We start from the raw sequence: 26,463 nt of genomic DNA on the forward strand, positions 1-26,463 counted from the left end.
CCCCTAGGGGTGTTTCTGCGCTAGCCAAAACCGGGAATAGACTAAACCCTGATTGAATTCAGGGGGACGTTTCAATGATCCGGTGCATGAAATTGATTGGGGCAGCCTTATGTCTTGCCCTGCTGGGCGAGCCTGTTTTGGCGCAGGCCGCTGACCCGCGTGCGCCTGAGCCAGCGGCGCCCAATCCCAATGCGATCCTCGCGGAACTGTCAAACGTGGCTAAGATCACGGAAGCGGCGAAGACGTGCAACTGGACTGACCCGATCAACGTACTGGCATCGGAATCCATTCTCGCGATCAGAGCGGCGGACCTGAAAGCCATGGTGATACCCGAGGTTCGTGGACAAGTGGACGCCGCATTGGAGCAAGCTAAGGCCAGCGTGGCTGGAATGGCCTGCAAGCAGCCTGACGGCACAGACCTGCCGCAACAGCACCAGGCCAAGATGTTCGTGATGGATCAGTACTGGCGTATGATTGCGCATGTTGATGTGCTGGGCAGCCTCCGCTGGGGCGAAGTGTTCCGCTACACGCCGGAGGAACGCGCGGCGCTCGACAAGGAGATCGCGCATATCAAGGAATTCAAGGGCTACGGTTATTACGAGGCCGCCAATCCGCTGGAGACGCTGGCCGAGAAGACCCAGACGCTCGCCTGCCGAGAGCGCCCGTCCAATGGCAAACCCTGCCGCCCTGTGCCTGCGGAACTTGAAAACAATGCCGCGACCGTGAAAATCATGATCGAGACAACCGAGGCCTTCGGCAAAGCCGTGGCCGCCGAGAAGATCAAGGAGCAGCAGGACTTTCTGGCTGCCGTGGGCGACATCACCCAGTTCAGCGCATTCAAGGATGAGGCCTGCAAGGCAGACATGCTGGTGGTGAAGACCGGCGAGGCGCGCGTCAAATCGAAGGAGACCGAGGACACGCTCGGCAAGATGACACACCAGGTCATGTTCGTTGAAAAATTCCGCCTCGGAAAACCGCAGCCCATCGGCTGGGTGCTGTTGTTTCGCAGCATGATGTATGCGGGCGATAATGCGCCTTACGTTGTCATCGCGGAGGATGGTGGCGAGTGGGATGAGGAATCTGCACGTATGGGCGCCGGCGAAGTGAAAAATTTGTACGATGAGCAAAAGGCTCGCATTGCCAGCTTGCCGCCCGGCGAACGGCAGAAGGCCAGCGAAGCGGCGCAGGACGCGATTTCGAAAACCTATTTCGACAATTTCGTCTCGATGGGCCTGATGCAGAGCATCAAGACCGGCGGCGGCAATCTCAAGCTCGTACAGTGCGCGGCAGACTGACATAAGACACGAACCCGGCTGGACGCGCTGCCCGTCTCTGCCTAGCCTGCTTTGCATGTACAAACATGCAGGAGCCGGATGGAGCATCAGGCCGTTCACACGGAACGACCGGATCGCGTGCCTGCATATCTTTCGCGATAGCTTGCGCGCCTTCCCTTGGCGAGGCGATTGGCAAGCCTATCTGCCCGTACTGCAGAATGCCTTTGCGAGTGCCCGCGTGCTGGTGGCTCAGGAGCCTTCGTCGGGCGTCATAGGCTTCCTGACGTTCAAAATGGCGACAGGCTATGTCGATCATTTGTTCGTGCATAATGATTGGCGGCTATGCGGCGTGGGTCGCGGTTTGCTGGAAGTCGCCCGTCAGGAAACAGGTGTGCCGCTCAGCCTGGATGTCGACATGCAGAATGTGAGTGCACGCAAGGCGTATGAGGCACTCGGCTGGAAGGTCGGTGCTAAGACGGGGAAAGCAAAGGCCGACCAGATACGCCTGATCGGCCCTTGAGATTATGAACTATTCTGCAGCCTTCATAAGGGACTGCATCCGGTCGAGCCAGGCGAGCCACGCTTTGCGACCCGCTTCTGTCAGGTGGATTCGTGTTTGGGGCTTTCGGCCGACAAACAGCTTTTCGAGATCCACATAGCCAGCCTCTTCCAGTTTGCGCAGGTGGGTCGACAGATTACCATCCGTGGCGCCCACCTTGTCTCGTAATTCGCCAAAGATGGCGGGGCTGACCGTGGAGAGATAGGCCATGACCCCAAGGCGCAAACGGCCATGAATCACATCGTCGATGTCGGAGTGGTCAAAGGGATTGGTGTCCGTCATCGAGGACCTCAGACAGTTTCGCTGGGTTCATGACGCATCAGGATGATACCGGGCGCCAAGACGCAAACCGCCGCGACGGCAGACCCGAGCAGCCACATATAATTCGTACCGCTGAGCAGGATGGCGGGAACAACGCTCAACATGGCCAAAATACCAGCCAGCTTGAGGGGAGCGGTGTTAGAGATCACCCCTGATACATATTGCGACAGGCCGTAGAGACCGACGACCATCGGGACGGACCAGAGGAACGGTGAGAAGACGTCAAAAATCATCGCCGACAGGAAGGCACCAAGGAAGTAGGCGCCGAGAAAATAGCCAGAAGCCTGCCACACAAGAGCAGAGACCTTGTTGCCCGTTGAGGCGCGGCCAGGTTTGCTGTCGGGATAGCTCATCTTCAACAAGTACATGCCGCCGACACCCAGGATGGCATAGGCAATCCACATGATTGCGAAAGCTACAGGCTGAAGGCCGAACATGCCTTCGGCAATGGCGTAGTGGCCGATATAGGCGGCCGTGGTCAGGCCGCCCCACAAGACAAGAAACCTGCCACCTAGAAGCGGCGCATTTTTCCCAGCCTCAGCCAGGTCGCGGATGTAGGCAAGATCATCTGCCATGGTTTGAGGACTCATTTTGATCTCCATAGAGTACTTTGAAAAACAAAGTACATGAGTAATCGAAGGAGTCAATGCCTTGGCCAGGCAGTTTCAAACCGGGCAGGTGATCAGGATTTAAGAGCGCCTATTGCTCGGACAGGCGCGCCATTTCCTCGTCAGAGAGTTCGGAATTGTCATAGACGTTCGAAACGTCGTCCAGATCGTCCAGAACATCGAGCAGCTTCATCAGCGTGTCCGCCTGGTCGCCTTCAACAGGAACTGTGTTTTGCGGTTTCCAGATCAGCTTGGCGGACTTTGCCTCGACGGCTTCCCCGAAATGTTCTTCCAGTGCGTCGGCAACGGTCTGCAGGTCTTCGCGCGCTGTGTAGATCCAGTGGCCTTCCTCGTCGGATTCGACATCCTGGGCGCCAGCCATGATGGCGGCTTCCATCATCTCGTCTTCGCTGCCAGCATCTGCCGGATACTGGATTTCACCGACCTGGTCGAAGCCGAAGGAGACAGAGCCCGTCTCGCCAAGGTTTCCGCCATTCTTGGAGAAGGCCGTGCGGATGTCAGTGGCGGCGCGGTTCTTGTTGTCGGTTGAGGCTTCCACAATGATGCCGACGCCGCCGGGGCCAAAGCCCTCGTAACGGATGTCGAGATAGTCATCGCCGCCGCCGCCCTGGCCCTTGTCGATGGCGCGTTGGATGTTGTCCTTTGGCATGGATTGGCCGCGCGCGTTCTGGATCGCCAGACGCAAGCGTGGATTGCCGTCAGGGTCAGGCCCGCCCATCTTGGAAGCGATGGTGAGTTCCTTGGAAAGGCGTGCGAACAGCGCGGCGCGCTTCTTGTCCTGCGCGCCTTTGCGGTGCTGGATGTTTGCCCATTTACTGTGGCCGGCCATGTGAGTCCTCGTCGGATCGGTTCGGAAGATGGAAAGTGTGGCGTTTAGCGCAGGTTGGCGGGATGGCCAAGGTGGAGGATGCAAGCCATTTTCACCCCTGTGGGCGTGAATGACTGTAGAATTTGCAAAAATTTTCCGCGCCAAATTGACACTTACGTTAACGTCAACCTTGCGTCTTTTATTTGGGGACGATAGGCACAGTCCACGAAGTCTAAACCCCAACAGATATCTGGAGCGCTTGTATGAAGGTCATCGTGCCCGTCAAACGCGTGATCGATTATAATGTGAAGGTCCGGGTCAAACCTGACCAGACCGGCGTCGATCTCGCCAATGTGAAAATGTCCATGAATCCGTTCGACGAAATCTCCGTCGAAGAGGCTGTTCGCATGAAGGAAGCCGGCACGGCGACGGAAGTCGTCATCGTCTCCATCGGCCCGCAACAAGCCCAGGAAACCATCCGTACGGCGCTTGCCATGGGCGGTGACCGCGGCATCCTGATCAAGACGGATGAAACGGTTGAGCCGCTGGCTGTTGCGAAACTGCTCGCAAAGGTCGTGGAAGAAGAAAAACCGGATCTTGTTCTGCTGGGCAAGCAGGCGATTGATGATGATTCCAACCAGACTGGCCAGATGTTGGCCGCTCTGCTCGACTGGCCGCAAGCTACATTCGCCTACAAGCTGGAAAAGGACGGTGACGCCCTGACAGTGACACGCGAAGTGGATGGCGGTCTGCAGACCCTGAAGCTGGCCACACCGGCCATCGTAACGGTTGACCTGCGTCTCAACGAGCCGCGCTATGCGTCCCTGCCGAACATCATGAAGGCGAAGAAAAAGCCGATCGATGAGAAGGCGCCGGGCGATTACGGTGTCGACATTGCGCCGCGCCTGTCCGTGGTGAAAGTGACCGAGCCGCCGGTACGTGAAGCGGGCGAGAAAGTCGAAGACGTCGCCACGCTGGTTTCGAAACTCAAAGCTGCGGGAGCGATCTAATGGCTGTTCTTGTTATTGCCGAACACGACAATGCGTCCCTGAACGACGCGACCCATAAAGTGGTCACTGCTGCTGCCAAATTCGGCGGCGATGTGGATGTCCTCGTGGCGGGCGAAGGTGCTGGCGATGTCGCTGCGGCAGCTGGAAAGATTTCCGGCGTTCGCAAAGTGCTGCACGCTGATGGCGCATCTGTTGCCAAGCAGGTTGCCGAAGCCATGGAGGCCCTGATTGTGCCGCTGATGGATGGCTATGATGCCGTCTTCATCCCAGCCACCACGATGGGCAAGAATATCGGTCCGCGCATTGCAGCCAAACTTGATGTGATGCAGCTGTCCGATATCACCGATGTGATCGATACTGACACGTTCGAGCGTCCGATCTATGCTGGTAACGCCATCCTGACAGTGAAGTCTTCCGACGCCAAGAAAGTCATCACCGTTCGCGGTACGGCTTTTGATGCTGCAGGCGAAGATGGTTCCGCGTCCGTGGAAGCCGTTGATGCCCCGGCAGGTCCGTTCAAGTCGGAGTTTGTTTCCGAGCAGATGGTCAAGTCAGACCGCCCGGAACTGGCAGGCGCCAAGCGCGTCGTCTCCGGCGGCCGTGCCCTCGGTTCCAAGGAAGAGTTCGACCGTTTGATTGTGCCTCTGGCTGACAAGCTGGAAGCCGCCGTTGGCGCCTCTCGCGCCGCCGTCGATGCGGGCTATGCCCCGAACGATTATCAGGTTGGTCAAACCGGCAAGATCGTCGCGCCTGAGCTGTATGTGGCTGTCGGTATTTCCGGCGCCATTCAGCACCTGGCCGGCATGAAGGACTCCAAGATCATTGTTGCGATCAACAAGGACGAAGAGGCTCCGATCTTCCAGGTTGCTGATTATGGCCTGGTCGCTGACCTGTTCAATGCTGTTCCGGAGCTGACCGAAGCGCTCTGATCCAATTAAGCATCAATTCTCAAAAGCCCCCGGTGCATAATGCGCCGGGGGCTTTTTCGTGGCCTGAGCATCGGTGTGGCCATGACGACTGGGACGGCGGCGAGCCAAAAGGAGCCCGTATTCCGTTTTGTTAAGGTCGGTTCGCTATAGAGGGTGCAATGTCTGGGGCTCAGGGCAGTTAGTCTTATGCTTTTTCCTGACTCAAGAGCTGATTGAGGTGGATACATGGCCAAGTCATTTTTGCGATCTGTGCCCGCAGATGCCGGAACGGTCGACACTTTGGGTCTACAGGACCTGAAGATTGCCATTATCCTTCCATGCTACAATGAAGAGGCCTCCATCGCGCAGGTCGTGCAGGAATTCCGCGCGGCGCTGCCTCAGGCGGACATATTTGTCTGTGACAACAATTCTTCGGATCGGACAGCCGAAATTGCCCGCGCAGCTGGTGCTGTCGTTCTCCACGAATCTTACCAGGGAAAAGGCAATGCGGTCCGCCGCTTGTTCAGTGATGTCGAGGCAGACGTTTATGTCATGGCTGATGGTGATGCGACGTATGATGCCGAGGCGGCTCCGCGCATGATCACTCGGCTGGTAGAGGATCGTCTGGCCATGGTCAGCGGCGCGCGAATAAGCGACCATGAGGACGCCTATCGCTTTGGGCATAAGTTCGGAAACTGGATGCTGGCTGGGCTGGTCAGGATGAGCTTTGGCGATCGCTTCCGTGACATGCTGTCAGGTTACCGGGTGATGAGCCGACAATTCGTCAAAAGTTTTCCGGCGCTTTCGAATGGCTTTGAGATCGAAACGGAATTGTGCGTGCATTCCCTTCGGTTGCAATTGCCCGTCATCGAAATGGATACGGCTTATCGCGCGCGTCCCGAAGGATCTGCCAGCAAGCTGAGCACAGTGCGGGATGGCGTGCGTATACTCCGGATGATCAGTCGACTTGTCCGCGATGAGAAGCCGCTGGAATTCTTCTCCACTGTTGCGGCCCTGCTTTTTCTCATGGCCAGTATTCTCATCATTCCGATCCTGATGACTTATGTGGACACTGGTCTGGTGCCGCGCTTCCCGACACTTTTTGTCGCTATCGGCATCTTTGGCATTTCCATGCTGTCGCTGTCAGTGGGGCTGACACTGGACACGCTTTCCAGAGGACGCACTGAAGTCCGGCGTCTCGCCTATCTGGCCGCTTCGTCTTACCGCAAGGACCATTACTGATCGCGGCCAAAAGGCCTTTGGAATCAGGGATAATAGGCCGTGATGGATAAACAGTCGGGCTCCTCCCTGATCAGAAATACGGGGCTGAGATACTTTTTAGTGAGTCTCTGTGCGCTGGGTGTGGATTATGTTCTCACCCTGTCGCTGTTTCATACTACGCATCTGAGTCTCACCTCGGCTGCCGCAGTCTCCTTCATACTGGTCGGCTTCGTGTTCTATTTTGTGCATGAGTTCTGGACATTCAGAAGCGCTGAATCACGGGTCTCGCATCATCGATTGCTGGGCAATCTCGCCGTCCTGTTGCTGGCTGGTCTCGTGAGAGTGATCCTGATCTTCCTTCTGGAATCGTGGAAAGCACCTGTCGGTATTCTCGCAAGCATCTATTTCGCAATTGGGGTCGCAGGCTCCTTTACGACGAACTTTGTCCTGAACCGCTTTCTCGTGTTCCGCCGCTGAGCGCAGGGCTGTGCTTGCAAAGCAACATTATGGCGCACACGCACAGCCAGGCTGCGACATAGACTTGTGTTTGACGCACTGCACAAACACGATATGACATGTCTTTTTGAACAAGCTTGGGGCAAAAGCGAGATGACAGACCTGAAGACAATTGGCGTGATTGGCGCGGGTCAGATGGGCAACGGGATTGCTCATGTGAGCGCTCTCGCAGGATATGACGTTATCCTGAGCGATATCTCCGAAGATGCGCTGCAGCACGGCATGAAAGCGATTGAGCGCAATATGGTGCGCCAGGTTAGCCGTGACCTCATCAATCAGGATGAAATGCAGACTGCGCTGGCACGCATCAAGCCGACAACGGTCATTAAGGACCATGAAGCTGCAGGTTTTGTGATCGAGGCCGCGACAGAGAAACGCGAAGTGAAAGAGCAGATTTTCCGCTCTATTTGCGAGATCGTGCCTCCGGAAACCTATCTAGCGACCAACACATCCTCCATCTCGATTACACGCCTCGCTTCCGTGACCGATAGGCCAGAGAAATTCATCGGCCTGCACTTCATGAACCCGGTGCCGCTGATGAAGCTGGTGGAAGTTATTCGCGGGCTGGCCACAAGCCAGGAAACTTATGAGCTGGCTATCAACTTTGCCAACAGGCTGGAGAAAACCACGACCAATGCCGAGGATTATCCGGCATTTATCGTGAACCGCATTCTTGTCCCGATGATCAATGAGGCCGTCTATGCGCTGTATGAAGGCGTTGGCACGGTTGAAAGCATCGACACGGCAATGCGCCTTGGCGCAAACCACCCTATGGGGCCTCTGACCCTCGCAGACTTTATTGGATTGGATACCTGCCTTTCGATCATGCAGGTTCTGCATGATGGTCTGGCAGATACCAAATACCGCCCGTGCCCGCTGCTGGTGAAATATGTTGAGGCCGGCTGGGTGGGCAAGAAAGTCGGAAAGGGCTTTTACGACTATTCCGGCGAGCATCCTGTCCCGACACGCTAACCTGGATTGGGGTAGCGAGCTTACCGGGCCATCTGGTGCATAAGTAAAGCCTGGCACACCACGGCAGTAACCGTTTTCGTCTTGAAGGGCTTCGGGATGAGAAAGGCCGGCTCCGGTTTGTCTCCGGTCAGCAATTGCTCCGGATAGGCCGTAATAAAGACGACTTGCGCGTTACAGAATTCCTGAATTTCTTCGACTGCTTCCAGACCTGAGCTCTCATCAGCCAGACGCAGGTCTGCCAGGATAAGGGAAGGCTTGTGCATTTTGGCAAGGGCAACGGCCTGCGCATGCGTGTTCGCGGTTGCAGGAACAGTATGTCCCAGTCCCCGCAAAGTCGTAGCCAGGTCATAGGCGATAAAAGGTTCGTCCTCGATCACCATGGCCGTTGTGGCCAGAGAAGACAAAAGCTCCTCAGTTGCATTCCTGACGCGGTCCTGAACGCTATCTGTCTCGATATCCAGTGCCTCTGCCACTTCTTCATCCGAGAAATTCTCGACTGAGGTCAGCAGAAGTGCCCGGCGATCTGTCGTATTTGCAAGGCGCAGATACTCCGGCAAGATGTCGCTCGCCTCGATCTGTACGTCTACCAAATCCCCAAGCGCCTTGTAAAAGGCGGGACGCGAACTGGCGGTATGGCTTAGGTCCAGCTTATCTTCGAGAAGTTGATTCAGGAGGTCTTCAACCAGCTGATCTCCTTCACGTTGTTTGCCCGTGAGAGAGCGGGCATAGCGCCGCAACGATGGCAAAAGGGCCTGAAGGTGTTCGTGCAACGGCATAATAGGCCCCGCGATGGTTATGGCATCGTTCAAGTCTGAGGATCGGCATTCGCGGTTCGTTAACCTGAAACTGTGATCATGCTGAAAGATAGAACAAAAAAGTGAATGTGGAGAGTGTGTTTCTTCCAAAATAGCATGGCAAAAAGAGGGCAGTTTCTCTCTCATGCGTATAGCGTCGCAGGCTTGGAAGAAAATGCATATTTCCACCCAGGGCTTCAGTGGACACAGAGTGTCCCTGCAATATCTGGGGCAGAAATGCCTCTCAATAGGTGCCCGCTAAGGGCTAGGTGGTTTGGTTGAGGAAACAACCGGGGGACAAGATATCATGTGCAAGAGCGATGACTGTTCTGTAGAAAACTGGTCTTTTGTTGATGAGCTGGAAGCCATGCTTCCGCAAATGCGCGCCTTTGCGCGAAGTCTCTGTCATGATGTAACTCTGGCCGACGACATTGTTCAGTCCGCCTGCCTGAAAGCCTGGGGCGCAGCGGATACGTTCGACCGTACTGCCAGTATGCGCCCATGGATTCTGCGAATCGTTCGGAATGAGTATCTGCAGCATTGCCGGCGCTCGTGGCGCACTGTCGATGTCGAACATGGCTATCTTGAGGATACACTGGTCGACCATTGCGCTGCAGAGACGGTAAATGATGCGTCGCGCGCGATTCAGGAAATCTATGCCCTGCCGGTTAAGCAGCGGGACGCAATTATTCTCGTTCTGGGTGCCGGGCTGACATATGAAGAGGCCGGTGAGGTCATGGGCTGTTCCGCGGGTACGATCAAAAGCCGCGTAAGCCGGGCCCGTGCAATCCTGATGGATGGTTTGAACGGTGTGACCCAGCTATCATCGCGCCGTGACGCGCCTGATGTCAGCCATATGCCGCAAATGCACCGGCTGGTTCAGCATGCCGAAATACTTATGGCCAGAGCTGCCTGAGCTTATTCAGGCCATCAGGAAAAAGACACTGACAGAGTAAATCGTCGTGAGTGCAGCCATTTTTATGCCGGCAGAGACCAGGAATGGCCGCAAGTCATTCCATGTTGTGTCTCGCGCTACGGCGGCAACTGCGGTTGCGATTTCCAGATGCACGCCTTCATGGCTTTGCCCCGCCAGCATCAGGACAATTTTGGTCGAGCGGGATGTGGGTGTTGCGCGCGCTTCAGTCAGAACTTCCTGAAACACGCGAGCCGCTACAACTTCACTGAGCGCGCGGCGAGGGCGCCAGCCATATTTGGAGAGTTCTGCGGCTCCTAGCCAGACAAAAGGCCAACTGATCCACATATCCCGCAACAAGAACATTGCTAGGGTTATGCCTGTTAGCACGGCGAATAACTCGCGCTCGATCAGTTGTGTATGATAGATGCCCCACAGCACTGCGAGGATGGTGAGTTTACATCCTGTGGCGATGGCAAAGCGCCGAAAGCTCTTTCGTAGAAAGTCATGAGCATGCCGTTTAACGCGCCGGCGCGTTTCGATCGCGGCATCCTGGATAGCCTTGTCCTTCTGCGCGGTAACGCCGCGCTCCAGATACTTGCGCCCAAGTGCCAGTCCAGCACCGACCGCAGATGCAATAAGCAGGACAGATCTCATGCTTTATATATAGGAAACCCTGGCGGCTTTGTCGCCTCCCGAGGCGCCGCCAGGGCTAGAATTATAGTAACCCCAGCAAGAGCCTCTGGGCGTGCCTTGTCGCTGCTTTAGGGTCGCGTACCAACGTGTAGCCCAAGATCAATGCGCCTGCGGTAACAGATACGGGATATTTTTCGACCAGCTTTTTGAGAGTATCAAAAGGCAGGTCTGCCAGAGCATCTGCCGTGCTGTCTTCCAGATCATCAATCTCTTCCGAAGAGGGCCGATATGGCTTCAGGAAAAGATACATCATGATGACCGAAATCAGCATCAGGATGGAAGACACAAGAAAACACGCTGCAGTCATGCCTATGACGGCAGCCAGAGCCAGCACCCCTGCCGTCATCAAAGCGAGAATGCCGCAAAATCCACACAGGATTCCTACAGCTGCCGCTAGGAGCCGCCCCTTTGTGGCATCCATATTATTATTTGCCCCTCATCATCGCGATGATGAGGCCCGCGCCAAAGGCAATGCCCACTGCTGCAAGAGGATTGTCTCGAATCTGTGTTTCGACCTCAGAACGGGTTTCCTTGAACTGTGTTCCAGCTTTGTCGGCCAGATCCTTGCCTTTTTCCATCCCGTCCTGCGCCTTCACTTTGGCCAGCCCGCGAACATCTTCGATAATGCTTTTGAGATCACCGCGCAGCATGGCGATGTCATCTTTCAGCGCAGCATAATCGCTTTCGGCTTCGGCTTTGAGAATGGTTTCAGTCTTACCCGTCATGGGAGTCTCCTATTCAAGATTCCCTAGTGCAACGCAGAACCGGCATGGAAGTTCCCTGATGATGTGGAACGAAACCAGGGCCCAGACGTTTGCAGGCCATGCAGGTATTTCGAAACAGACTATCACAATATGTAACGCTGGATGATGTCATCTGGAGTGAATTTGAAAAGCTTCAGACTCAGAACAAAGCCTATGAGGCAGGGGATGACCTGATCCGCGTTGGTCAGCGTCCCAAACATGTTTTTCTTCTCACGGAAGGTTGGGCGATCCGGCATCGCACATTGGAAGATGGCCGCCGGCAGATTGTAAACTTCATGCTTCCTGGTGATGTATTTGACCTGCAGGTACTTGCTGGACTTGAGGCGGACCATGGTGTCACGGCCGTAAATCGCACCGCGACTATGCGCATTGAGGCCGATGAGTTCATTACTATGCTGAAGAAGAGCGGACCTTTGGCTTCTGCCTTCTGGTGGTCAGCCGTACAGGAAGAATCCATCCTGCGTGAGCAAATTGTCCGCGTGGGTCGCCGATCTGCCCGGGAGCGGATCGGGCACCTTCTTCTTGAGCTGCAGCGCCGCCTTCAGGCCGCTATCGGGTCAGACAATGATGTCATGCCCTTGCCATTGACGCGAACCGACCTGGCCGATGCACTTGGGCTGACCCCAGTACACGTCTCTAGAACCATGTCCGCACTTCGCCGGGCAGGCCTGATCGAAGAGTCGCGCGGCCGAGTAAAAATTCTCGACGCAGACAAGCTGGCCCGTCAGTCACATTTTGACATGGACTATTTGCACATGCGGCGCCTGGATCTCCTGAATGGGAGCGACGGCATGAATGGGCACGCCGCCGCACACAATGGAAATGGCAGCAGCCACCAGGGCCTGACCGCCTCAACATTACGCCCGCCACGTTCGCGAGATTACTGAGACATGAATCGTCAAGGAGACACAGAATGAATAAGACTGTACACGAACAGGACGTCACGCCCAAGGAGGCTCGACAGGGGCGTCGGGTGGGGCTCGTAAAAATACTTGGGATCGGCATAGCCGTTGCCGTTCTTGGCATTATCGTTGTGGCACTGGTCCAGAATATGGGCTGATTTTACAATCGCCAAACATGAAAAAGCCGCGCAGTCCTGATGGGCTGCGCGGCTTTTCTTTTGGGATTAGGTGCCCTGGCGGGCTGATCCTTACGCGTCGACCCGCGCACCTGTAGCCGGATGGAAGAACAGGGCCTGGCCAATGGCTGCCTTGACCGTGTTTTCCTGGAAAGGCTTGGGAATCAGATAGGTCGGTTCTGGTCTTTCACCTGTCAGCAGGCGCTCCGGGAAGGCCGTGATGAAGATGATCGGAACATCATGGTCGGCCAGGATGTCATGCGCGGCGTCAATGCCGGAAGATCCGTCAGCCAGCTGGATGTCACACAGAACCAGGCCGGGTGGGTTGGCGCCGAACAGACGCAGCGCCTCGCGATGTGTCGTGGCAATACCGGTAACGGTGTGGCCAAGATCTTCAACCAGGCTTTCGAGATCTGCCGCAATGATTGGCTCGTCCTCGATGATCAGAACCTTCGTGGCCAGTTCGCCCTCGATTTCACGTTGGGCTTCCTGTTCCAGAAGGCGATGCTCTTCTTCAGTGATACCAAGAATTTTTGCAGCTTCTGCAGCCGTGAATCCCTCAAGGGCGGTCAGCAGAAATGCCTGGCGTTGAATGGGGGCCAGGGCTTGCAGTCTTTTATCGGCAGGGTCTGCCTGGCCAGAACGCTCGCCTTCAAGCTGGGCGCCGGTCGTTCCCCAGATTACGTGGAAGAAACGGTACAGAGAAAGCCGAGAATCTTCTGTATCTTCAACGACTTCCGGGTTTTCGGCAAGGGCTTGGAGGGAGGCCCGGATATATGCGTCCCCACTCTCCTGACTGCCCGTGAGGGCGCGCGCATACCTGCGAAGGAATGGCAGGTGAGGGGCAAAGGATTTAACCAGACTCATTGGGAACCTCTCTTTTGGGTACGCATTACTAAATCGTGAATTCGGGAAAAGTTCCATGCGGTGAGAAATTTTCTCAACCTCTGTGGAACCTTTCTTGCCTGCATAAGTTTCTATACCAGACACTAGAATAGGTATCATGCAGTGAATCAGGTTAGATCAGGCGATATGGACAAGAGCGGGAAATCCAAATCCGTTTCGGCTGACCTCGGCACGAAACGGCGTACGCAGCGCATCGGTGAACAGCTGCGGAGAGTTTATGACGAGGTCGCCCAGGAAGATATTCCGGATGAGTTTCTTCGACTTCTCGAAGAAGCAGATCATGCCCGGACTTCCAAAACCTCAGATAAAACCTGAGGGGGGCACCATGACAGACAAGATTGAGAAGCTCAGCGATAATGATTTCAAGCGTGAGCTTGCGGGTCTGATCCCGCATTTGCGGGCGTTTGCGCGCAGCTTGTGTGGGGATGCCACGCTCGCCGACGATCTGGCGCAGGATGCCATGCTCAAGGCATGGAATGCGCGGGAAAGTTTCCAGGCAGGGACGAACATGAAGGCGTGGGCCTTCACCATTCTAAGAAACGTATTCTATTCCGAAAAGCGCCGGTCCTGGCGCCGCACTCCGCTTGACCCGGAAGTGGCCGAGGCGACCCTGATTGCTAATAACAACCCTGCAGATGGTCTGGACCTTTTGGCAATGCGTAATGCATTGGGGATGCTGCCGATTGATCAGAGGGAAGCCCTGATCCTCGTTGGTGCGGGCGGTATGGCATATGAAGAAGCTGCCGAAATCTGCGGTGTCGCTGTCGGAACCATCAAAAGCCGCGTGTCCCGTGCCCGCAAAGCTGTTGCAGAAATACTTGACACCAATTCTGCAGGCTACAGTGATGATAAAGGGATGACAGCTGGAGAGGCTTTCGAGGACATCATGCAGCAGGCGGACACAATAGCCGGTGTCGGATAAGAAGGATGACCGGCCCGATGTGCCGGATACCCCAAATGCGGCCCCGCTACGGAACAAGCTTGTCCTGACCCTTGCGGCTGCGTTGACGCCTGTTCTGCTGCTATCTGCTTTCAAGGCTTATATTGATGCGCGCGATGTGCGCGAGGACCAGCGAAAGACGCTGGTTCTCGCTGCTGACGCTGCGATTGATGGGGCTGGGCAGTCTCTCAAGGAAGCAGAACTGCTGATTTCCCTCTACGAGTCCCGTATCGCCGCAGGCCAGTGCAGTGGCACGTATAATGAACTGACAGAATATCTTCCGGCCTTGTCCAATGTGATCTTTTATGGGCCAGATAGCACTCTCGAATGTGCAGCCGTCGGCAAACCCACGCCTACCCGTGAAACCAAGATCATTCACGACCGTCTGAGAGCTGGCGGTGACGTTACGCTTAGAAGCGATGCCTTTTTCGGCAATGCCTCAAATGCCTGGTTGTTCACGATTAGCCGCCGCGTTGAGGGACCCGCCGGAGACTTCAAGGGCGTAAACACGTTCGCCATCAGGGCTGACAAGCTTGCGGAACTGATGCGCGCAGAATTCCTGCCCGATGGTGTGCAGGTCTCTCTCGCGGATCAGGATGGTCGCGTATTTGGCGAGCCCTTGATCGGGCCGATCCCTGAACAATGGATTGAAGCCGTAAAGATGACAGGTGATGCGCAGCTTTTCCGTATGGACCGGAAAGAGGGCTATAATCTTGATGTCGTCCTTAAGCCTGTTGGGACGACTAACATCTATGCCGTTATCTCGCGTCCATCCTATGGCATCTGGAATGATATTGTGGTGAGGCCGGCAACCTCCTTCGGCCTTCCCTTGCTTGCCTTTGCCGTGACGCTGCTGGCTGCCTGGATGGCAATCGACGGGCTGGTTCTGAGATGGATTTCGCGCCTTACGCGAACAGTGCGAATTTATGGCGCCGGTCGATATCAGTTCAAGGCAGGGAATTCCTTCACGGACGCGCCAGCGGAAATCTCCAGTCTAGCGCGTGCCATGGAAGTCATGGCGCAGGATATTGATCACCGTGACCAGGAACTGAAGGAAGCGATCGCTACCCGCGACGCCGCAGTGAAAGAGATTCACCACCGGGTGAAGAACAATCTCCAGATCGTGACGAGTTTTCTGAACCTGCAGGGCAGGCAGCTGAGAGATCCTCAGGCCAAGGAGGCAATTTCGGCGACACGGCACAGGATTGATGCGCTCGCAATTGTGCATCAGACACTCTACCAGAACGAGCGTCTCGAAAGCGTGGATATGCGGCCCTTCCTGACAGGCCTGTTGAATCACCTCGCAGACGCGCTGGGAATGACAGAAGCCGGGATCCGTCTGGTTCAGTCCTATGAGGATATTCAGCGGGATGCGGATGATGCCATCCCGATGGCCTTGTTCATTGTGGAAGCCGTTACCAATGCGATGAAATATGCCTTTGGTGATGATGGTGGTGAGATATCTGTAACGCTGGCCACAGAGCAGGATAAAGTGATCCTAGAGATCGCTGACAGTGGCCTGGGCTATGATGCCGAAGCCCACAGTTCTGGTCTTGGCTCCAAGCTAATGATGGCATTCGCGCGCCAGCTGTCTGCAGAATTCTCTACAGATGCGAAACCAGGTGAGGGGTGCAAGCACCGCCTCGTCATGAGCATGTAAAAAACGGAAAGGAAAAACCCCGGTCCTGTAAATAGACCGGGGTGTGTTTTGGTATATCGACCTAAACTCTAGTTAGGTGTGTCGGTGGTTTCAGTCATGGACTCGCCGGCTTCATTCATTGCGGCGCTGGCATCTTCTGCGGCATCTTCAATTTCATCGCTCGCCTCTTCAGCGCTCTCTTCAATGGCCTCACCAGCATCTTCAAGATTTTCCGAAATCGTATCAGGTTCTTCGATTGTAACCTCTACATCGGCAGGCTCTTCAGCCTGATTGCAGGCCGTGATGAGCCCGATGCTGAACAGTGACGCTACAATAAAATGAGGTTTCATGATTTGCTCCTATATGGGTCTAGTCTGCGAACGCACACAGTCCGAAATCGTTCCTGATGGAGTGGCGCAGCAAGTCCGGGAACCCATACGTAGAATGCGCGTTCTCACTTCATGCTAATCAAACCCATACATAAGAGCGTCAAATCCTCCCGCCGACAGGCGTCCCAGTCCCTGTCTTATGTCATAAGGCGTTTGAGTGGCCCTCATCGCATCCCAGTTATCATCTCAGTGCTGATCATAGGAATTGGTCAGATCTGGACGTGTCTGCTGAAGCATCGCGATTTGCTGCGGGGGAAGGCCCAGCCACGGGTCAAGCTCATAGGATATACACATTCATAGGCGACCCGTGTGAGTATTCCCAAAGGATCCCGTGTAGAATGGCATGTGGCGGGAACCTGGCACATGGGGAAGGTCATAGCTGTCTATACTCATGACATCAGGGAAGTGCGAGGTGGGAAGCGTATCCTGCGGATCGCAACAGATGCCTGCCCGGCATATCTCATCGAGATGGGTGACGGCTTTACACTGATCAAATCTCATTCAGAATTGACCAGATGTTAAAAAAGCGCGCCGGAGGGGCGCGCTTTTCGTGGTCTCAACGGACTAAGGGCTTAGTCCTTGATATCTTCTTCAACGTCGTTGGAGGTGTCCTGAATAACTTCACCGCCGGCTTCGACATCCTTGCCAACGCCTTCAACCGTATTGCAGGCGGTAAGGAAAATGGCGAGAGCGCCCAGGCTAGCAACTTTCAATGTGTTCTTCATGGCATAATCCTTCTTGCTGATTGCCGTTCACGAACGCTCGGCATGCATTTGGGTTCCGCAAAAAAATCGAAGGAACCTAACCACTTTTTGGAGAGTTAGTATGCGTGTCGGTTGAGACGACCGATTAACATGAATTTGAAGGAGATTTCGTCATGCTCGGTTGGGCAATTGCATTCTTTATCCTCGCCCTTGTGGCTGCGGTTCTTGGTTTCGGTGGTATCGCGGGTGCTTCCGCAGGTATTGCCAAGATTCTGTTCTTTGTCTTCCTGGTGCTTCTGGTGCTGTCGTTCGTTGCGCGTGCCGTGCGCGGACGAAATGTTATGTAACCAGGCCAGAGGTTATGAAAAAGGGGCGCCGTGCGAACGGTGCCCCTTTTTATTAATCAAGCGTGGGAACGGTGCCCCTTTTTATTAATCAAGCGTGGGAACGAACAGGGTTTCCAGACATTGCTTTGGAAATAATGGAGGAAACCATGTTAAGAATTGCTATCATATTTCTGGTTATCGCGCTTGTCGCCGCCGTACTGGGTTTTGGCGGTATTGCCGGCGCATCTGCAGGCATTGCGAAAATCCTTGCCCTGATCTTTGTTGTCCTGTTTCTGATCTCTCTCCTCGTGGGACGCGGCCGAAAGGCCTAAAGGAAGCGGGTGGACAACGCATCTGCATCCAATGCTGCGGTGATGGATAAGAAGGGGGTTGTCCGAAACTGGGCAATAACTGGAATATTCTGGATCCTGGCGATTGGCACCCTGAGCGTTGCTCAGGGTGTCTTTGTGCCTATTATCTCTGCCTTCATTTTGGCCCTTACGCTTAGCCCTCTACGCAGGGCGCTAGGCGGGTTAGGTGTGCCGCCGGGGCTGGCCGCTGCCATTTTGATGATTGGCTTGCTGATAATTTTATCTATCCTTTTCTATTTCCTGTCAGAAGGCGTTCAGAAGTATCTGAGCGATGCGCCAACCTTCGCAAGACAGGTTCGTCAAGAATTGAGTGGCCTGTTCGGTACGATCGAACCTGTGCTCGAGGCGGGAAACCAGATCGAGGCGATGACACAACAGGCGGGAACGCAATCCGTAACGATCAGTGAACCTGGTTTTGTGAAAGTCATGACACATGCAACGCCAGCGGTTGTGAGCCAGATTGTTGTGGCGCTTACCCTTAGCTTTTTCCTGCTCGCTTCCGGCGACATGTTCTACGAGAAGCTGGTGCAGGTGATGCCGACGCTGAAGGACAAACGGCGCGCGCTAGATGCGGCGCGGACCATTGAAAGTCAGCTGTCGGTTTATTTCTTCACAATCAGTACAATAAACGCCATCCTCGGCCTTGTTATTGGCCTGACCATGTGGGCGTTGGGGATGCCGAACCCTCTATTGTTCGGTCTGGGAGCTTTCCTGCTCAACTATATTCCGTATATCGGTTCTATAGCTGGTATCGCGGTTACCCTCGTATCGGGCCTTGTTGTATTTGATGGTGTCATTGCGGGCATTTTGCCTGCCTTCCTGTATTGGGTCATCAACACACTGGAAGGCCAGTTTCTTACTCCCATTCTTGTTGGTCGCAGGTTGAAGCTGAACGCTGTCGTCATCTTCATATCCTTTGCCCTCTGGGCCTGGGTGTGGTCCTTCATGGGCATGCTGCTCTCGACGCCTCTACTCATTGCGGCAAAAGTCGTGTCAGATAATGTGCAGGGACTGGAGAGCTTCGGGAAGTTCCTGGCAGACAGGGATGATTTGTCTGGATCAGATTCCCGTCTCTTGAAATTTGTCTTCCGTCAGAAACGTAAACCTCTGGCAGAGGACTGACACATCATCTCGTCACAGCGTCGAGATGCCTATGTGAGAGATAACGATCTGCCCTGAACCAGGATTCCAGAATTCAATTCCCTTGACGCTCGTCAAATCCGCGCCTGCGGATGCAAATTTCTTGAGCGGAATTGTAATCGTCAGTGTCAGATCTGTTTCTTCCTGTCGGTACATACAGAGCAAGTCTCCCATTCGTATCCGGCCGCTTCCCGAGATTACAGACATCTGGGTGCCATTAATATCGTCCGGCAAATTTGCGAGCACAAGTTTAAGATAAAAATCTGCATTGGCCTCCCGTGTCATGTCGAGCGGGGGATGAAGGAAGGTCAAAGTTGCTGTGTTTGTACGAGCCCAGCCAACGCGAATGGCATTCTCCTGTTGCCCGAGATCAGCTGGCTGCGCATGAATTTCAGCGGCTGGGGAGACCAGACTGCGTCCTTTCCAAGTCGCATGGCCCGACGGATCCGTGAGGAGAATTTCCCAGCTTCCTTGCGGTGCGCCATGGTCAAATATTGTCCCATGGTCTGGCTCTGTGGCAAGGCTGTTCTCGTGTAGCTGCCCTAGCGTACAGGTATCCTGCAAGGATAGGCGGAAGCCGTATGGGAATAGGGGCTGATAATCCGTATCCCCTTGGTTCAACAGGTACTGGTCTGCATGCTCGGGCCATGAGAAGGGCAGCATCCCCGTAAAATCCAGGTCTGCAGTAGCGTTTTCCTGTCGGAAAAGGAGATCTGCGATTGCGCCGGATTGTGAGCCGGGAAGAAAGGCGGCAATGAATGCGTCAGACTTGTTGAGCTCGGGGTTCACCCAAAGGGGGCGCCCTGAGAGGAAAATCGTGATGACAGGTATTCCGGCCTCTTTGAGCCGCCGGATGGCTTGCAGATCCGTTCTGTTGCCCGGTTTGAAATCCAGCGTTGTCAGGTCGCCGCGAAACTCCGCATAGGGCTTTTCGCCAAACACGTAGATCGCCACGTCTGGCGTGCTCTGATATATGCCGTCTGGCGCATATTCGACGTTCCCACCATCTGCCTCTGCCACCCGCTTGATGCCCTGCAACAGAGTTTCGGCGTGGGGGTAATCAGCCTTGCGAACGCCTTCTCCCTGCCAGGACAGCGTCCAGCCGCCGCACAATATGCCGAGATCATCTGCTGCTTTGCCTGCAACGAGGATGTTCTGACGGGGCGAAAGGGGAAGTGAGCGGTTGGCATTCTTCAGAAGTACTGCCGACTTGCGTGCGGCTTCGGCCGCGAGATCACGATGTCTCTGGCAGCCTATCAGATGATAGTCACCAGCATGTTGTCGCTCGCTGGGTTTCGGCTGAGTGAAAAGCCGTGCCCTGACTTTCAGGCGCAGCACACGCCTAACGGCATCATCCAGCCGGTCCTGACAGATTGTGCCCTCCTGCAGTTGACTGAGAAGGGAGGTGTAAAGCCCCTTCCAGCTATCAGGAGCCATGTACATATCAAGACCAGCATTCAGGGCGTCAGGGCAGTTTGTCGTAGATGTGCCAGGGATTTGCCCGTGCCCGTTCCAGTCCCCAACGACGAGGCCGTCAAATTCCCAATGCTCCTTCAGTAGATGAGTGAGAAAGCCTTTATGGCCATGCATCTTCTGGCCTTTCCAGCTTGAAAATGATGCCATGATGCTGAGGATGCCTTCCCCTATGGCCCTATAGTATCCAGCGGCATGAACATCCCGCAATTCTTCCTCAGTGGCGATTGTCTCGCCTTGGTCTCGTCCGTCTTGCGTGCCCCCATCGCCAATGAAGTGCTTGGCGGTGGCGATAACATGATCCGCATCTAGAAATGTGGGTGTGTTGGGGCGCCCCTGCAGGCCGCGCACCATGGCTGCGCCAAGGTCGGCGACCAGATCAGGAGATTCCGAATAGGATTCATAACTGCGGCCCCACCGGTCGTCACGGGTGACGGCAAGGGTGGGGGCGAAAGTCCAGTCCATTCCCGTCGCGCGCACTTCCAATGCTGTGGCCGAGCCGATGCGCTCCACAAGATTTGCGTCTCTCGTGGCGCCGAGATTTATGTTGTGCGGGAAAATAGTAGCACCGGTCAGATTATTATGACCGTGTACGGCATCAGTGCCCCACATGACGGGAATCTGAGGTCCGTCCGGCTGCATGGAGGCCTCCCAAAAGGCATCTGCCAGTGCGAGCCATTCGGATGGTGCGGCTCTCATTTTTCCGCCTGGGGAAGAGTTTCCGCCGTTGAGGACAGAGCCAATATGATACTTGTGGACCTCTTCCGGGGTGATGGACGCGATATCAGCCTGAAGGATCTGACCAACTTTTTGCTCAGCCGACATGCGCGAGAGGATTGCCTCTATACGCGCTTCCGTTTCCGGATCTTGGGCAAGCGGACTGCTTGCCTTGGGCCAGACGTCCAAATTGAGATGGGTGTTCGGTGATTTCGTCGCAGGGGATGCATCTGCCGAAGGGTACGTCCGCGAGGTCATGAGGTTGTTTCCTGCGGTGTGTAGCCCTCAGGATAGTCGCGCATATTGTCGTACCAGTAGATCTTCAGGAAGACGGATGTTGCGATGGCGATGATCAGGGCAATCAGGAATTTCGGCCAGTCGCGGATGACCAGGAAGATGGGAACGCAGATTAACGCGGTTTGCCAGATGATGCCGACAGTGACGTTGATCATGTCTCGTGCGAAATCCTTGTTTTCTTCCACAGGCGTACCTTTGGCGGCGAGGGAGTCCCTTACGGGCTTCCAAAAGCCCCATGGCCGTGTACGGATATAGAAGGTTTCCAATGTCTCCATCTCTGTCGGTTTGGTGAGTAGCGATCCGGCAATCACCGCGACCAGACAGGCAAGGAAGAAGAAGGGGAAAGCCTGCAGTGGGTTGATATCTACCTGCGGCATGCCGATCAGCAGGGCAAAGGCGATCCCCGTCAGCATGCCCCAGAAATAGCCATAACCATTCATGCGCCACCAATACCATTTGACGACATTCGCAGCGGTGTAGCCGCCATACAGGCCGGCTGTGATCCAGTTCACGAAATTGTCGATACTGGTCAGGAAGATGCCAAACAGTGTGCCGATCACTACGAAGATCGCAGACACCAGATAGCTGATACGCAAATAGGTTTTTTCGGACGCATCAGGCCGAATGTATTTGCGGTAAATGTCATTCACGACATAGGCGGGCGCTGCATTCAGAGGCGCGGCAAAGCTGGACATGAATGCCGCAAGCAAGCCGGCCAAGGTCAGGCCCAGCAGGCCGACAGGCACGAACTCCCTGAGTGCGAATGGCAAGATGGCTTCATAGTCTGCATCCGGGCCCAGACTTCGCAGTTCCGGGCTGAAATAGACCAAGGCAAGTACGGTCAGACCGGCAATCAGGAGATAGCGCGGCACGTTGAGTACCAGACTGACGACCGCGCTCATCTTTGCGGCCTCAATCGGGGTGCGCGCCGACAGAATGCGCTGCATGTCATAGTTAGGGGCCGGGCCGGCGAGAGACGTGAAAATACCTTTCAGCAGCACCAGCATGAAAAAGATGGTGAACAGCGAATAGCCTTCATGAGCGATCTTTTCATTGGCTGAGGGCAAGAGGTCGGACCAGTCGAGCCCCAGTTCCCACCCAAAGAACGGATTGGTCCATCCATCCGGGATCGCTGCCTGTAATGCCTCTGGCGACACATGCATGATCGCGATCACGGCAATGCCAATACTGGCAATGGTCATGACCATGAATTGCAGAACTTCCGTGAAGACAACGGAGTACATGCCGCCTTTGATCACATAGAGCGCCGTCAGGAAGACGATGAATGCGCCATAAGCTTTTTCATTGAGAGCGGCCATGGCGGCTTCGCGCTGGACCAGAAGATCACCGGTCAGGCTGGCAGACTGCAGTTGTTCTGGCAGGAAGACGTGAAGGCTCAGCAGTTCCGCCAGGCTGAAAGGCACGAACTGGGCGACCAGTTTGCCGATGCCGAGAAAGCCATAGGCCATATAGGCCAGCACCATGATCAGCGCGAACAGCACGATGATCAAATGGCTTAGTCGCGCGGCTGGGCCATCCCCAAAGCGGAATGTGATCCATTCTGCTCCGGTCATCGCGCCGGATCGGCGCATCCAGATCGACATGAAGACCATCAGGAAGATCTGGTTGAAGACAGGCCACAGCCACGGAATCCAGACGCTTTTCAGGCCATAAATGAACAGGATCGAGACGAGCCACATTGTGCCAGCGACATCAAACATGCCTGACGCGTTTGACAGGCCGAGCGCGTACCAAGGCAAGCGATTTCCGCCCAGAAAATAGCTCCGAAGGCCCTTGGAGGCTCGGCTGGAAATCCAGAAGCCTATCAGCAGGGTCACGCCGATATAGATAGCGATGATCGTCAGGTCGATAGGGTGAAGGGTCATGCTTCACGGCCTCTTGCAGAGGCTGCGGGGACCCGCAGTACGGCTTCGATCATACTTTCCTCCCTGCTGGACTTATGCCGTCCAGTGCGAAATATTTTACCCCATTAATCGGCTGCACAATCCAATGAAAACGGTTTCATGACAAGAGGAGATGTGTCCGTGAGTATAATATTCTGTTTCGGCGAGGGGTGTGTATGTTAAGAGATGCACGCTGCGTAAAGGAGAGCTGAATGGCTCAGATCAGGGATGTGTCGAAGCTGGCCGGCGTTTCACCGGCGACGGTTTCACGTGCCTTTTCAGACCCTGGAAAGCTGTCTGCGGGGACCCTGAAGAAGGTTCTCGCTGCAGCTGAGGAGTTGAACTACAAGCCGAGTTCTCTTGCGCAGCTCTTCCGTGTAAAGCGTACAAATACGGTTCTCGTCATGGTGCCGGACATTGCCAACGTCCTGTTTGCACGGGTTGTTTCGGGAATTGAGCGTATTGCTGCAGACAATGGCTACAACCTCCTCGTCATCGATACGAAAGACAATAAGGATGTTGAGTCTGCCGGTATCGAGATGGTGGAAACCTATCGCGCGGATGGTGTGATCCAGCTGGGAGAGCGGGCCCTGCGCTGGCTGCATCGCGATGCGGAGAAATGCACGATCCCATTTGTCCATGCCATCGGCACGGGGCTTGATGAGGCCTACCCCACGGTCACAATCAACAATCAGGCTGCCGCCGAATCCATGGCCAATTATTTGCTGTCTCTGGGGCATCGCAAGATTGGTGTCCTGGCGGGTATCAAGGGGCGGCTTGTCACCCAGCACCGCCTCGATGGGTTTCGCGCCGCCATGAACGCATTTGGCGTGACGCTGGACGAAGGCCTTGTTGAATACGGTGCTTACTCGTTGTCGGGCGGGGCACAGTCGGCGCAAAGACTGCTGTCGCGCCGACGCGATGCAACGGCTTTGCTGGCCATGAGTGACGAGATCGCCATCGGCGCCATCCGAACGGCCCAGGATCTTGGGCTGCGTCTGCCTGAAGACCTGTCGATTACGGGTTTCGACAATATCGAGTTCGGCAAGTATTGCGAACCGCCACTGACGACGGTGATGCAGCCTGCTGAGCGGATCGGCGAGGTAGCGATGACCCTGATGTGCGGCGTATTGCGGGATGAACTGCAGGGTGAGATCCATCCACTTCTGCCCACCGAGCTAGTTATTCGCAAAAGCGTTTGCCGAGTGGAAGAACCGGCATAGCCACAGCGATCATGTCGCAGCAGGATACGTAGTATCCCTGACGTACAGGCCGCACGTATTCGGCTATTCCGCCGATATGAGACAAGACTGGATATCCCTCGCGACGGCGCGGCTCCCGCGGTACACCTCCTATCCAACGGCGGCTGATTTCAGCGATATGCCGGATGGCCATGCGGTTCGCTCGGCAATGGATCGGATTACACCGGAAACGTCTCTGGGCGTGTATGTCCATGTGCCTTTCTGCGAGAAACTCTGCTGGTATTGCGGCTGTGCGACGACTGTCCCGAACGGGTATCGCCGCGTTTCCAGTTTCGTCGATGTTCTGATGAAGGAGATCGATGTTTGGCGGAATCATCTGCCTGCCCATGCCGATATGCGCCATTTACACTTTGGCGGCGGCTCTCCCAATAGCCTGAATTGCGGTGATTTTCGCGAGATTATAAATCACATCAAGCTGGCCTTTGGCGTCGACGAAGATATCGAGATTGATATCGAACTTGATCCGCGTACCACCACGGATGCCTTCATCGAGACATTGGCCAGTTGTGGCGTGACACGCGCGAGCCTGGGTGTGCAGACGCTGAGCGATCCTGTGCAGAAGGCCATCAACCGGATTCAGCCACGCCATATGGTAACGGCAAAGCTGGCGCACCTTCGCCAGAATGGCATACGCCGCATCAATATGGATCTGATGTATGGTCTGCCGCTGCAGACGCGTGAAGACGTTAAAGAGGCGGCACAATACGCGGCCGATGTTGGTGCGGACCGGATCTCTCTATTCGGCTATGCGCACGTTCCTTGGTTCGCAAAGCATCAGCGCGCGATCCGTGACGAAGACCTTCCCGGTTTGGAAGAGCGGTTTGAGCAGGCGCGCGTCGGCCATGAAGTGCTGACAGGTGAGGGCTATGTAGCGATTGGCCTGGACCATTATGCGCGGCCGGAAGATTCCCTTGCTCAGTCGCTGCGTGATGGCACCATCCGCCGGACATTTCAGGGATATACGGATAATCCATGTAAGACGCTGATTGGTCTGGGCCCTTCCGCCATTTCAGAAATGCCGGGTGGATTCTTCCAGACCAGCAAGGCTCAGCCGATTTGGCGTGCGCAGGTCGAAGGGGGTGTGCTGCCGATCTCCCGCGGCGTATTACAAAGTGCCGATGACAAGGTCCGCGCGCGTGCGATCGAGACCGTGATGTCTACGATGCGCGTTGATATCGCTGATGTGGCCAGAGAGATGCGCGCCCCGGTGCGTGCGCTTGAACCGGCCCTCGATGCTGCCCGCAAACTGGAGCCACTTGGCCTTTGCACCGTCAGCGGCACCATTGTGGAAGTTCCCGAAGAGGCCCGCATGATGTTGCGCACTGTCGCGAGCTGCTTTGACTGGCGCCTGGCCTCAAGCGAAGGGCGCCACGCGGTCGCCGTATAGGTTCAGTGCCATGTGATCGCGAAGGCAGGGGGGCTCCTGCAAGGAAATACGCCTGAAAAGGGCGTACTTCTCTATAGTGCTAGGCTGCGTTCAGTGTGGTTTGCAATTTGTTTTGCAGCAGACGGTTCATCGTGGGTTTTTCCAGAACGTCACAGAAGCCGAGCGATTTCGCGCGCTCTGCCAAGGAATTGGAATAGAAGCCCGTGATGAGGATGGCCGGCGTTGTCAGGCCTTGCTGACGCAAGCGTTTCAGCAGGGCGAGTCCGTCCATGTGAGGCATTTTGTAGTCAATAATAACCGCATCTGACGCGGGAATATGCCGGGTGCTCAGAAGCTCGATCCCGCTGCTATAGACTTCGACAGAATATCCCCACGAGCGCAGCAACATGGTCATCGAGCGGCGCACATCATCATCGTCCTCAACAAGGAGGACATGGGGGTCACGCGCAGGTGTGGTCTGGGTGGACATGATTGAACTTACTGTGACTGTTGGACCTGTGGAGGATGATATTCCAACAGCCAAATTCTGTCCCTACGTATCCACC

Annotated in this window: 32 protein-coding genes; 19 read left to right on the forward strand and 13 right to left on the reverse strand. The window is 55.3% G+C overall.

The genetic code is table 11. From position 1 onward, the window contains the following. Window positions 1–86 precede the first annotated feature (86 nt). Window positions 87–1,295 carry a hypothetical protein gene (locus tag HY29_RS17100; RefSeq protein WP_155838406.1) on the forward strand — a complete coding sequence of 403 codons (1,209 nt, stop codon included), beginning with the start codon at window positions 87–89 and terminating at the stop codon, window positions 1,293–1,295. A gap of 55 nt (window positions 1,296–1,350) precedes the next feature. Further along, window positions 1,351–1,794 carry a GNAT family N-acetyltransferase gene (locus HY29_RS18705; protein WP_051601727.1) on the forward strand — a complete coding sequence of 148 codons (444 nt, stop codon included), beginning with the start codon at window positions 1,351–1,353 and terminating at the stop codon, window positions 1,792–1,794. Between the two features lie 9 nt (window positions 1,795–1,803). Here the strand turns inward: HY29_RS18705 and HY29_RS17110 are convergent, their stop codons facing one another. The 3 genes from HY29_RS17110 to HY29_RS17120 form a co-directional block, all read right to left on the reverse strand. Further along, complete coding sequence (locus HY29_RS17110) at window positions 1,804–2,115, reverse strand: winged helix-turn-helix domain-containing protein (RefSeq protein ID WP_034799374.1); 312 nt, start codon at window positions 2,113–2,115, stop codon at window positions 1,804–1,806. Window positions 2,116–2,123: 8 nt separating this feature from the next. Further along, complete coding sequence (locus HY29_RS17115; RefSeq protein WP_155838407.1) at window positions 2,124–2,744, reverse strand: hypothetical protein; 621 nt, start codon at window positions 2,742–2,744, stop codon at window positions 2,124–2,126. A gap of 109 nt (window positions 2,745–2,853) precedes the next feature. After that, entirely contained in the window at window positions 2,854–3,612 is a 759-nt protein-coding gene (locus HY29_RS17120; RefSeq protein ID WP_034799379.1) for a YebC/PmpR family DNA-binding transcriptional regulator, read from the reverse strand. Window positions 3,613–3,854: 242 nt separating this feature from the next. Between HY29_RS17120 and HY29_RS17125 the strand changes: the two genes are divergently transcribed. The 5 genes from HY29_RS17125 (at window position 3,855) to HY29_RS17145 (ending at window position 8,218) form a co-directional block, all read left to right on the forward strand. Further along, window positions 3,855–4,601, forward strand: coding sequence for an electron transfer flavoprotein subunit beta/FixA family protein (locus HY29_RS17125; RefSeq protein ID WP_034799382.1), 747 nt, complete (start codon window positions 3,855–3,857; stop codon window positions 4,599–4,601). Then, window positions 4,601–5,530: an electron transfer flavoprotein subunit alpha/FixB family protein gene (locus HY29_RS17130; protein ID WP_034799384.1), complete on the forward strand. Its 930-nt coding sequence runs from the start codon at window positions 4,601–4,603 to the stop codon at window positions 5,528–5,530. Before HY29_RS17125 ends, HY29_RS17130 begins: the two co-directional genes overlap by 1 nt. A 225-nt stretch (window positions 5,531–5,755) precedes the next feature. Continuing rightward, a complete protein-coding gene (locus HY29_RS17135) occupies window positions 5,756–6,751 on the forward strand; it encodes a glycosyltransferase family 2 protein (RefSeq protein ID WP_155838408.1) in 996 nt (331 codons plus the stop codon). 42 nt (window positions 6,752–6,793) lie between these two features. Continuing rightward, window positions 6,794–7,207 carry a GtrA family protein gene (locus HY29_RS17140; protein ID WP_034799387.1) on the forward strand — a complete coding sequence of 138 codons (414 nt, stop codon included), beginning with the start codon at window positions 6,794–6,796 and terminating at the stop codon, window positions 7,205–7,207. Between the two features lie 132 nt (window positions 7,208–7,339). Beyond that, entirely contained in the window at window positions 7,340–8,218 is an 879-nt protein-coding gene (locus tag HY29_RS17145) for a 3-hydroxybutyryl-CoA dehydrogenase (RefSeq protein WP_034799391.1), read from the forward strand. Window positions 8,219–8,238: 20 nt separating this feature from the next. Here HY29_RS17145 and HY29_RS17150 read toward each other — a convergent pair whose 3' ends face one another. Further along, window positions 8,239–8,994 carry a PhyR family response regulator anti-anti-sigma factor gene (locus HY29_RS17150; protein ID WP_034799393.1) on the reverse strand — a complete coding sequence of 252 codons (756 nt, stop codon included), beginning with the start codon at window positions 8,992–8,994 and terminating at the stop codon, window positions 8,239–8,241. 325 nt (window positions 8,995–9,319) lie between these two features. Here HY29_RS17150 and HY29_RS17155 point away from each other — a divergent pair, with 325 nt between their 5' ends. Next, window positions 9,320–9,928 (forward strand): sigma-70 family RNA polymerase sigma factor, encoded by a 609-nt coding sequence (locus HY29_RS17155; protein WP_051601729.1) that lies wholly within the window; start codon window positions 9,320–9,322, stop codon window positions 9,926–9,928. Between the two features lie 6 nt (window positions 9,929–9,934). Here HY29_RS17155 and HY29_RS17160 read toward each other — a convergent pair whose 3' ends face one another. The 3 genes from HY29_RS17160 to HY29_RS17170 form a co-directional block, all read right to left on the reverse strand. Beyond that, window positions 9,935–10,582, reverse strand: coding sequence for a hypothetical protein (locus HY29_RS17160; RefSeq protein ID WP_034799396.1), 648 nt, complete (start codon window positions 10,580–10,582; stop codon window positions 9,935–9,937). 61 nt (window positions 10,583–10,643) lie between these two features. Next, window positions 10,644–11,042 (reverse strand): hypothetical protein, encoded by a 399-nt coding sequence (locus tag HY29_RS17165; protein ID WP_034799399.1) that lies wholly within the window; start codon window positions 11,040–11,042, stop codon window positions 10,644–10,646. Window positions 11,043–11,046: 4 nt separating this feature from the next. Further along, window positions 11,047–11,346: an ElaB/YgaM/YqjD family protein gene (locus tag HY29_RS17170; protein ID WP_034799402.1), complete on the reverse strand. Its 300-nt coding sequence runs from the start codon at window positions 11,344–11,346 to the stop codon at window positions 11,047–11,049. Window positions 11,347–11,444: 98 nt separating this feature from the next. On the opposite strand from HY29_RS17170, the gene HY29_RS17175 reads away from it, so the two are divergent. Next, complete coding sequence (locus HY29_RS17175) at window positions 11,445–12,272, forward strand: Crp/Fnr family transcriptional regulator (protein ID WP_081811483.1); 828 nt, start codon at window positions 11,445–11,447, stop codon at window positions 12,270–12,272. Window positions 12,273–12,298: 26 nt separating this feature from the next. Beyond that, window positions 12,299–12,445 (forward strand): hypothetical protein, encoded by a 147-nt coding sequence (locus tag HY29_RS19295; RefSeq protein WP_155838409.1) that lies wholly within the window; start codon window positions 12,299–12,301, stop codon window positions 12,443–12,445. 90 nt (window positions 12,446–12,535) lie between these two features. Here HY29_RS19295 and HY29_RS17180 read toward each other — a convergent pair whose 3' ends face one another. After that, window positions 12,536–13,330, reverse strand: a complete 795-nt coding sequence (locus HY29_RS17180; RefSeq protein WP_034799405.1) for a response regulator — start codon at window positions 13,328–13,330, stop codon at window positions 12,536–12,538. A gap of 165 nt (window positions 13,331–13,495) precedes the next feature. Between HY29_RS17180 and HY29_RS19440 the strand changes: the two genes are divergently transcribed. From HY29_RS19440 to HY29_RS18710, 3 genes are read left to right on the forward strand one after another with little or no spacing between them, the layout of a single operon-like run. Beyond that, entirely contained in the window at window positions 13,496–13,684 is a 189-nt protein-coding gene (locus tag HY29_RS19440) for a NepR family anti-sigma factor (protein ID WP_034799408.1), read from the forward strand. A gap of 10 nt (window positions 13,685–13,694) precedes the next feature. Further along, entirely contained in the window at window positions 13,695–14,291 is a 597-nt protein-coding gene (locus tag HY29_RS17190) for a sigma-70 family RNA polymerase sigma factor (protein ID WP_051601731.1), read from the forward strand. Next, window positions 14,281–15,969, forward strand: coding sequence for a histidine kinase dimerization/phosphoacceptor domain -containing protein (locus HY29_RS18710; RefSeq protein ID WP_051601732.1), 1,689 nt, complete (start codon window positions 14,281–14,283; stop codon window positions 15,967–15,969). Before HY29_RS17190 ends, HY29_RS18710 begins: the two co-directional genes overlap by 11 nt. Before the next feature lie 68 nt (window positions 15,970–16,037). Here HY29_RS18710 and HY29_RS17200 read toward each other — a convergent pair whose 3' ends face one another. Then, complete coding sequence (locus HY29_RS17200) at window positions 16,038–16,298, reverse strand: hypothetical protein (protein WP_051601734.1); 261 nt, start codon at window positions 16,296–16,298, stop codon at window positions 16,038–16,040. Window positions 16,299–16,646: 348 nt separating this feature from the next. Here HY29_RS17200 and HY29_RS19995 point away from each other — a divergent pair, with 348 nt between their 5' ends. Next, the gene (locus HY29_RS19995) at window positions 16,647–16,859 is read left to right on the forward strand and encodes an HVA1 family protein (protein WP_422119946.1); all 213 of its coding nucleotides are present in this window, start codon (window positions 16,647–16,649) and stop codon (window positions 16,857–16,859) included. A 50-nt stretch (window positions 16,860–16,909) separates the two neighbouring features. Here the strand turns inward: HY29_RS19995 and HY29_RS19075 are convergent, their stop codons facing one another. Then, on the reverse strand, window positions 16,910–17,062 hold the full coding sequence (locus HY29_RS19075) for an entericidin A/B family lipoprotein (RefSeq protein WP_081811484.1): 153 nt from the start codon (window positions 17,060–17,062) through the stop codon (window positions 16,910–16,912). A 152-nt stretch (window positions 17,063–17,214) separates the two neighbouring features. Between HY29_RS19075 and HY29_RS19080 the strand changes: the two genes are divergently transcribed. From HY29_RS19080 to HY29_RS17215, 3 genes are all read left to right on the forward strand, one after another. Beyond that, complete coding sequence (locus HY29_RS19080; RefSeq protein WP_034799411.1) at window positions 17,215–17,388, forward strand: DUF1328 domain-containing protein; 174 nt, start codon at window positions 17,215–17,217, stop codon at window positions 17,386–17,388. A 146-nt stretch (window positions 17,389–17,534) separates the two neighbouring features. Continuing rightward, window positions 17,535–17,699 (forward strand): DUF1328 domain-containing protein, encoded by a 165-nt coding sequence (locus HY29_RS19085; RefSeq protein ID WP_034799587.1) that lies wholly within the window; start codon window positions 17,535–17,537, stop codon window positions 17,697–17,699. Between the two features lie 42 nt (window positions 17,700–17,741). Continuing rightward, window positions 17,742–18,860: an AI-2E family transporter gene (locus HY29_RS17215; protein WP_081811485.1), complete on the forward strand. Its 1,119-nt coding sequence runs from the start codon at window positions 17,742–17,744 to the stop codon at window positions 18,858–18,860. 12 nt (window positions 18,861–18,872) lie between these two features. On the opposite strand, the gene HY29_RS17220 is transcribed toward HY29_RS17215, so the two are convergent. Both HY29_RS17220 and HY29_RS17225 read right to left on the reverse strand, forming a co-directional pair. Beyond that, window positions 18,873–21,326 carry a glycoside hydrolase family 3 protein gene (locus HY29_RS17220; protein WP_051601737.1) on the reverse strand — a complete coding sequence of 818 codons (2,454 nt, stop codon included), beginning with the start codon at window positions 21,324–21,326 and terminating at the stop codon, window positions 18,873–18,875. Further along, window positions 21,323–23,251 (reverse strand): sodium:solute symporter family protein, encoded by a 1,929-nt coding sequence (locus tag HY29_RS17225; RefSeq protein WP_034799413.1) that lies wholly within the window; start codon window positions 23,249–23,251, stop codon window positions 21,323–21,325. Before HY29_RS17225 ends, HY29_RS17220 begins: the two co-directional genes overlap by 4 nt. A gap of 230 nt (window positions 23,252–23,481) precedes the next feature. Here HY29_RS17225 and HY29_RS17230 point away from each other — a divergent pair, with 230 nt between their 5' ends. Further along, complete coding sequence (locus tag HY29_RS17230; RefSeq protein ID WP_034799416.1) at window positions 23,482–24,492, forward strand: LacI family DNA-binding transcriptional regulator; 1,011 nt, start codon at window positions 23,482–23,484, stop codon at window positions 24,490–24,492. Window positions 24,493–24,568: 76 nt separating this feature from the next. Then, window positions 24,569–25,918, forward strand: coding sequence for an oxygen-independent coproporphyrinogen III oxidase (gene hemN, locus HY29_RS17235; protein ID WP_051601739.1), 1,350 nt, complete (start codon window positions 24,569–24,571; stop codon window positions 25,916–25,918). Window positions 25,919–25,997: 79 nt separating this feature from the next. Here the strand turns inward: hemN and HY29_RS17240 are convergent, their stop codons facing one another. After that, entirely contained in the window at window positions 25,998–26,387 is a 390-nt protein-coding gene (locus HY29_RS17240) for a response regulator (protein WP_051601740.1), read from the reverse strand. Between the last annotated feature and the right edge of the window lie 76 nt (window positions 26,388–26,463).

Origin of the sequence: Hyphomonas beringensis (assembly GCF_000682755.1) — a bacterium.
Classification (GTDB): domain Bacteria; phylum Pseudomonadota; class Alphaproteobacteria; order Caulobacterales; family Hyphomonadaceae; genus Hyphomonas; species Hyphomonas beringensis.

Bases quoted from the DNA above. Each gene is read 5' to 3' on its own strand.
- HY29_RS17115 (WP_155838407.1), bottom strand. From the start codon at position 2,744: ATGAGTCCTCAAACCATGGCAGATGATCTTGCCTACATCCGCGACCTG.
- HY29_RS17125 (WP_034799382.1), top strand. From the start codon at position 3,855: ATGAAGGTCATCGTGCCCGTCAAACGCGTGATCGATTATAATGTGAAG.
- HY29_RS17215 (WP_081811485.1), top strand. From the start codon at position 17,742: ATGGATAAGAAGGGGGTTGTCCGAAACTGGGCAATAACTGGAATATTC.
- hemN (WP_051601739.1), top strand. From the start codon at position 24,569: ATGAGACAAGACTGGATATCCCTCGCGACGGCGCGGCTCCCGCGGTAC.
- HY29_RS17230 (WP_034799416.1), top strand. From the start codon at position 23,482: ATGGCTCAGATCAGGGATGTGTCGAAGCTGGCCGGCGTTTCACCGGCG.
- HY29_RS17160 (WP_034799396.1), bottom strand. From the start codon at position 10,582: ATGAGATCTGTCCTGCTTATTGCATCTGCGGTCGGTGCTGGACTGGCA.
- HY29_RS18705 (WP_051601727.1), top strand. From the start codon at position 1,351: ATGTACAAACATGCAGGAGCCGGATGGAGCATCAGGCCGTTCACACGG.
- HY29_RS17190 (WP_051601731.1), top strand. From the start codon at position 13,695: ATGACAGACAAGATTGAGAAGCTCAGCGATAATGATTTCAAGCGTGAG.
- HY29_RS17180 (WP_034799405.1), bottom strand. From the start codon at position 13,330: ATGAGTCTGGTTAAATCCTTTGCCCCTCACCTGCCATTCCTTCGCAGG.
- HY29_RS17100 (WP_155838406.1), top strand. From the start codon at position 87: ATGAAATTGATTGGGGCAGCCTTATGTCTTGCCCTGCTGGGCGAGCCT.
- HY29_RS17220 (WP_051601737.1), bottom strand. From the start codon at position 21,326: ATGACCTCGCGGACGTACCCTTCGGCAGATGCATCCCCTGCGACGAAA.
- HY29_RS17140 (WP_034799387.1), top strand. From the start codon at position 6,794: ATGGATAAACAGTCGGGCTCCTCCCTGATCAGAAATACGGGGCTGAGA.
- HY29_RS19080 (WP_034799411.1), top strand. From the start codon at position 17,215: ATGCTCGGTTGGGCAATTGCATTCTTTATCCTCGCCCTTGTGGCTGCG.
- HY29_RS17135 (WP_155838408.1), top strand. From the start codon at position 5,756: ATGGCCAAGTCATTTTTGCGATCTGTGCCCGCAGATGCCGGAACGGTC.
- HY29_RS17120 (WP_034799379.1), bottom strand. From the start codon at position 3,612: ATGGCCGGCCACAGTAAATGGGCAAACATCCAGCACCGCAAAGGCGCG.
- HY29_RS17130 (WP_034799384.1), top strand. From the start codon at position 4,601: ATGGCTGTTCTTGTTATTGCCGAACACGACAATGCGTCCCTGAACGAC.
- HY29_RS17110 (WP_034799374.1), bottom strand. From the start codon at position 2,115: ATGACGGACACCAATCCCTTTGACCACTCCGACATCGACGATGTGATT.
- HY29_RS17145 (WP_034799391.1), top strand. From the start codon at position 7,340: ATGACAGACCTGAAGACAATTGGCGTGATTGGCGCGGGTCAGATGGGC.
- HY29_RS17170 (WP_034799402.1), bottom strand. From the start codon at position 11,346: ATGACGGGTAAGACTGAAACCATTCTCAAAGCCGAAGCCGAAAGCGAT.
- HY29_RS17150 (WP_034799393.1), bottom strand. From the start codon at position 8,994: ATGCCGTTGCACGAACACCTTCAGGCCCTTTTGCCATCGTTGCGGCGC.
- HY29_RS17155 (WP_051601729.1), top strand. From the start codon at position 9,320: ATGTGCAAGAGCGATGACTGTTCTGTAGAAAACTGGTCTTTTGTTGAT.
- HY29_RS17225 (WP_034799413.1), bottom strand. From the start codon at position 23,251: ATGACCCTTCACCCTATCGACCTGACGATCATCGCTATCTATATCGGC.
- HY29_RS19440 (WP_034799408.1), top strand. From the start codon at position 13,496: ATGGACAAGAGCGGGAAATCCAAATCCGTTTCGGCTGACCTCGGCACG.
- HY29_RS17200 (WP_051601734.1), bottom strand. From the start codon at position 16,298: ATGAAACCTCATTTTATTGTAGCGTCACTGTTCAGCATCGGGCTCATC.
- HY29_RS17165 (WP_034799399.1), bottom strand. From the start codon at position 11,042: ATGGATGCCACAAAGGGGCGGCTCCTAGCGGCAGCTGTAGGAATCCTG.
- HY29_RS19085 (WP_034799587.1), top strand. From the start codon at position 17,535: ATGTTAAGAATTGCTATCATATTTCTGGTTATCGCGCTTGTCGCCGCC.
- HY29_RS17240 (WP_051601740.1), bottom strand. From the start codon at position 26,387: ATGTCCACCCAGACCACACCTGCGCGTGACCCCCATGTCCTCCTTGTT.
- HY29_RS19295 (WP_155838409.1), top strand. From the start codon at position 12,299: ATGAATAAGACTGTACACGAACAGGACGTCACGCCCAAGGAGGCTCGA.
- HY29_RS17175 (WP_081811483.1), top strand. From the start codon at position 11,445: ATGCAGGTATTTCGAAACAGACTATCACAATATGTAACGCTGGATGAT.
- HY29_RS19075 (WP_081811484.1), bottom strand. From the start codon at position 17,062: ATGAAGAACACATTGAAAGTTGCTAGCCTGGGCGCTCTCGCCATTTTC.